The following is a 4,900-nucleotide window of genomic DNA, read 5'->3' on the forward strand; positions in this document are numbered from 1 at the left end:
ACGGTTCCCAGGGTTTCCCTTTTCCATAGCTTACCTTCCGAGCTTTTGGCTCTCCGGTAAACCCGGTCTGGTTCATGCCGTGGTGGCATCTGAAGTCCGCAAACTTGCAGAACGCAGCCAGTCGGCGGCAGGTGAAATCTCCAACCTGTCCGGCAATACGGTTCGCGCGGCACAGGAAGCAGGCGACATGCTGCAGGAACTGGTCCCGGATATCGAACGCACATCGCAATTGGTTGCCGAAATCTCGCGTGCCAGCCAAGAACAGGATGCCGGTGCAACTCAGGTCAACATCGCGATCCAGCAGCTGGACAAGGTCACCCAGGAAAACACGTCGGCAGCAGACGAGATGTCGTCAACTTCCGAAGCTCTGGCCAGCCAGGCCGATCAGCTTCAGGGTACGATCCGGTTCTTCCAGGTGTCTGAAGATGACCAAGCCGAGGTGTCCGCACCGCTGCGCGCCCCGGCCAAGAAATCCATCCGTCTGGTTGCCAGCAAGGCTGCCAATATGTCGGGCGGGTTCGATTTTGACTTGAACGGATCGGAAGATGAGCTTGACGACAGCTTCCGTCCCCGGAGTGTCTCGTAATGGCCTCTGTCGGTGCTGTTCTGACATTGGCTTGCGGTAACGAGTACTTCGCTTTGCCAGTGGAGCGGGTCCAGGAAATCCTGGACCTGCGTCCAATCACACGCTTGCCGAATGCGCCCTCTCAGCTTTTGGGCGTGATCGACGTACGTGGCAGCAGCGTCGCTGTGGCGGACTTGCGTGCCCTTTTGGGAATGGCCCCGACTGACGACACCGAGACGTCTCGGATTGTTGTCTTGTGGGTTCGCAGCGAAGGGCGGCGTACAATCGTAGCGTTCCGGGCGGATCGGGTGATTGAGGTCACTTCACTGGATCAAGAGGAAATGGAACCATTGCCGGACGCTGGATTGTTCAATTGGCGGGATCGTCTGATTGCCGGCATTGGCCGTCGCAACGGTGACCTTGTCACAATTATTGATGCAGATCGCCTGTTTGACGGTCTGTCGCCAGAGCTTAGCGCAGCATGATCATGGCGATGGAACAAAATCCGTTGGGCAAGGTGTACGGCGGTTTTGATGCTTTTGCGCAAATGGTTCACGAGACCATCGGCGTCTGCATCCCCGAAACCAAGCGCAACATGATCGAGGCCCGGCTAAGCAGTCGGGTCCGGGAACTTGGCTATGGCAATGTGCAGGACTATTTCAAGCACTTGTTTCAGGAAGGCGGGCTCACCGCCGAGATGGAGCATATCGAAGAAACCGTCACAACCAACAAAACGGACTTTTTCCGCGAAATCGACCATTTCCACTACCTGAAGGATGTAATCCTTCCACAAGAGACCCGGCGCGACCCCAACCGCATGTTCAAGGCCTGGAGTGCTGCGTCTTCGAACGGAATGGAATGCTACAGCATCGCCATGCTGCTGGCGGAGCAGGCGATTTCATATCTCAACTTCAATTGGGGTGTTCTGGGAACAGACATTTCGTCTCGCGTTTTAAAAGCTGCACGCAACGGCATTTATTCCGAGGCGATGGTCGAGCCGGTACCAGCGCCCTTGCGCGCCCGTTACCTACATGAAGGCCAGGACGATTGGGCGGGCAAGTGGCGGGTCTGCCCCACTCTGCGCAATCGCGTGCACTTCCAAAAAAGCAACTTGATGCACGAGGAATACAAGGTCGATGCAAATCTCGACGTCGTCTTCCTGCGCAACGTCCTGATCTATTTCGACACCAACGACCAATTAGACGTCCTTCAAAAGGTCGGTCGCCACATCACTCCCGGCGGACATCTATTCGTCGGTCACTCAGAAAGCATGATCGTGCGCATGCCACAGTTCCGCCAAGTCGCGCCGGCCATTTACCGCAAGGAATCACAGGAATGACCAATCCCATCAGCGTTCTGATCGTCGATGACAGCACGGCTGTACGCTCTGCCTTTTCGTCGATCATCAACAGCGATCCCCGCCTGACACTGTTCGGCACCGCATCTGACCCATTTGTCGCGGTCGAACGCATGCGGACCAAATTGCCCGACGCGATCCTGCTTGATATCGAGATGCCTCGTATGGACGGGCTGACCTTTCTAAAAAAGATCATGACGCAATGCCCGGTCCCGGTGATCGTATGCTCAAGCCTGTCCCATAAGGGGTCGCAGGCTGCACTGACAGCGCTCGATCTTGGCGCCGCCGAGGTGTTGGCCAAGCCCGACCTGACAACGCTCGAGGCGCGCAACCGCGCCGCGCACCGCATCAGTCAGGCCGTGCGTACAGCCGTCGGTAGCAAAGAAGGAGCGCCGCGCGAGGCTAACACGGAAGAAGGCCGCAGCGATGAACGGGTGTCTCCAGACAAGATCCTCGCCAAACGTCCATTCGTTCGCCGCGCCGGACCAAAACCATTGGTCGCGATCGGTTCGTCAACTGGTGGCCCAGATGCGCTCAAGCAGGTTCTGTCGCGCTTGCCGACAAATGCCCCACCTGTCGTTGTCGTTCAACACATGCCCGCCGAATTCACAGGAGCGCTTGCCCGCCGCCTTGACGGACAGTCCCGGATTGACGTGGTCGAAGCGTCCAACGGTGATATGCTCCGACCGGGCTGTGCCTATATTGCGCCAGGCGACCAGCACTTGCTCGTCCACCGCGCTGGCCGCGAATACACGCTTGAAGTGGTTGGTGGGCCTTACGTGTCACGACATAGACCTTCGGTCGATATTCTGTTCCGGTCCGCCGCCCAAGCTGCAGGTGAAAACGCCATGGGCATGATCCTGACCGGCATGGGCAATGACGGCGCGACCTGTCTTGGTGAAATCCGCGAGTGCGGCGGCTTTACCGTGGCGCAGAACGAAGCAAGCTGCATCGTCTACGGCATGCCTCGTTGCGCCGTCGAGGCAGGCGTTGTCGACAAGGTTGCGCCTCTCTCAAAGATGACGAACGAGATTATGGATTGGCACGCAGGGAAATCCCGCAAAGCGGCAGGGTAATTCAATGAAAGACTTCTGGACAGAAACGACAGCGACTTCAGGTATGTTCGTGCGGGATACCATGCCACGGCGCGAACGCGCTGTGTCCGATCTCTGCGAGAAGACCGAAGAGGTGTTCGTCGCAGCAGGGGATCATTTGGCCGACACGTCAGCCGCCCTTGGGCAGACAAAGCGCGTGCTGGCCGTGTTCGATGAAATGAACGCCAACGGTACGCTGCGCAAGTTGCGTGAACACGGTCGGTGGCATGACACCGAGATGCGCACCCTGTCCGAAGAAGTCTTTAAGGCGCTTGAAATCTTGTCGGCTTTGATGGACCGCGCACGCGGTGTGGACGGACAAGTCCGCACCCTTCGCGAGATCCTGAAGATGATGAACATCGTCGTTCTTAATGCAAGGATCACTGTTGCCGCGACAGTGTCCGGAACGCAGGATGCCGGATCGAACCTCACCGGTTTCACCGAAGAAGCCACACGTTTGGTCGATGAGTTGAGCACCATTCTTGTCGGCTTGGACGAGGCCATGCAACGGATCAAACAGGGCAGCGGCGACGCGCTTGATCGCGCGCGTTTTCTTGGTGACCTGCTGAGTTCGAGCCTGTCCGGACCGGTTGCAGCACTCAACACCCAACTGGCCGATTTTGAGGCCCACATCGAGACACTTGGCACCGCCAGTGCCGAGATCTCGGATAAATCACAAAGCCTGATGATGGCGTCCGCGACGGCTGTGTCGGGTCTGCAAATCGGGGATACAACGCGCCAACGGCTCGAACATGTTCTGCACATCCTTGAACACGTGCCCGCCGCTGGCGACGAAACCGACGCTTTGAACGCCTTGGCAGCGCACCAGATGGACGACATCGCGACACTTCATGTCGAAGGCGTAGATGCTGTGCGTGAAGGCGCATCAACATTCGAAACAGGGATCATGTCGCTTGTGCGTGATCACCTGATGATCTTTGAGCAGCGCAACGGGTCGCAAAGGCTCAAGACTGGTTTGGTCGAAATCGAAACACGGATCGCGCAGGCACTCGAAACACAGGGTGTTTTGATGGAGTTCGCACGATCACTGTCGCAGGAATTCGAAGCCCTTACCGGCATCATTTCAGCAGGCGAAGCCTTTGAGGCGCGCATGCGAATGATCGGCATCAACGCCGTGATCGCGTGTGCCCGTTTGGGCCAGCGCGGCCTTGCGCTGCGTGAAATCGCCGGCCAGTTGCAGGAACTGGCGCGCGATGCGTCTGCCCGGCTTCCCGAGGTCGGAACCGAGCTTGCCGAAATGATGGAACTTGCCGGCGAAACAATTGCCTTGCTCGAAACAGCATGTGACCGCGCAAATGCGCTACCTGAAGGCGCGGTACGTCAATTGTCAGACGGCGTGCGTGACGTGGGTGATGCCGCCGTGCGAAGCAGTGAGATTGTGTCCGACATTAAGGCTAAACTGGGATCGTCGAAAGGCTGGCTGGCACCGCTTGAAGACCACGCGCAGATGATCCGGAAAACTGCCCGTATATTTAGCCATGATCAGGGCCAGGACAGTTTTGAGGGCACGGACAGCGACATCGCGGCCTCGGTATTTGAGGTCTATACGATGGAGCGAGAGCGCGACATCCATCGAAAGGTGATCGTGGTCAAAAAACCGATGACGGAAGACGGCGCGCCGATCGAAGAAACGACGCCTGCCCCTGCGCCTGCTGCTGCCCCTGCCGAAGATTCGCTAGACGATATCTTTTTCTAGGCGCAACTCGGTTCAATGGCATCGCTTTGCATTCTTCGCAAAGCCTGCCCGTTCGATTCACCTCGGCCTGCCGCGCATTGCAGCAAGCCAACCATAAAAGCGTGTGCCTAAACTGCGCCTGTTTTTTTGCGCTCAACTTCTTGTCGCTCGGCACGCAATGGGGCGAG

5 protein-coding genes are annotated in these 4,900 nt (G+C 57.7%); all 5 read left to right on the plus strand.

Translation table 11 applies throughout. From position 1 onward, the window contains the following. A partial coding sequence (locus ACTG4M_RS17035; protein WP_439124864.1) for a methyl-accepting chemotaxis protein occupies positions 1-586 on the plus strand: 586 nt, incomplete at its 5' end. After that, positions 586-1,050, plus strand: a complete 465-nt coding sequence (locus tag ACTG4M_RS17040) for a chemotaxis protein CheW (RefSeq protein ID WP_439124865.1) — start codon at positions 586-588, stop codon at positions 1,048-1,050. The genes ACTG4M_RS17035 and ACTG4M_RS17040, both read left to right, overlap by 1 nt. A gap of 2 nt (positions 1,051-1,052) precedes the next feature. After that, positions 1,053-1,904, plus strand: a complete 852-nt coding sequence (locus ACTG4M_RS17045) for a CheR family methyltransferase (RefSeq protein ID WP_439124866.1) — start codon at positions 1,053-1,055, stop codon at positions 1,902-1,904. Continuing rightward, positions 1,901-2,998 carry a protein-glutamate methylesterase/protein-glutamine glutaminase gene (locus tag ACTG4M_RS17050; protein ID WP_439124867.1) on the plus strand — a complete coding sequence of 366 codons (1,098 nt, stop codon included), beginning with the start codon at positions 1,901-1,903 and terminating at the stop codon, positions 2,996-2,998. The genes ACTG4M_RS17045 and ACTG4M_RS17050 overlap by 4 nt, the downstream gene beginning before the upstream one ends. Positions 2,999-3,002: 4 nt before the next feature. After that, positions 3,003-4,733 carry a hypothetical protein gene (locus tag ACTG4M_RS17055; RefSeq protein ID WP_439124868.1) on the plus strand — a complete coding sequence of 577 codons (1,731 nt, stop codon included), beginning with the start codon at positions 3,003-3,005 and terminating at the stop codon, positions 4,731-4,733. Positions 4,734-4,900 lie beyond the last annotated feature (167 nt).

Origin of the sequence: Marivita sp. (assembly GCF_965656765.1) — a bacterium.
In the GTDB taxonomy this organism is placed as follows: domain Bacteria; phylum Pseudomonadota; class Alphaproteobacteria; order Rhodobacterales; family Rhodobacteraceae; genus Marivita.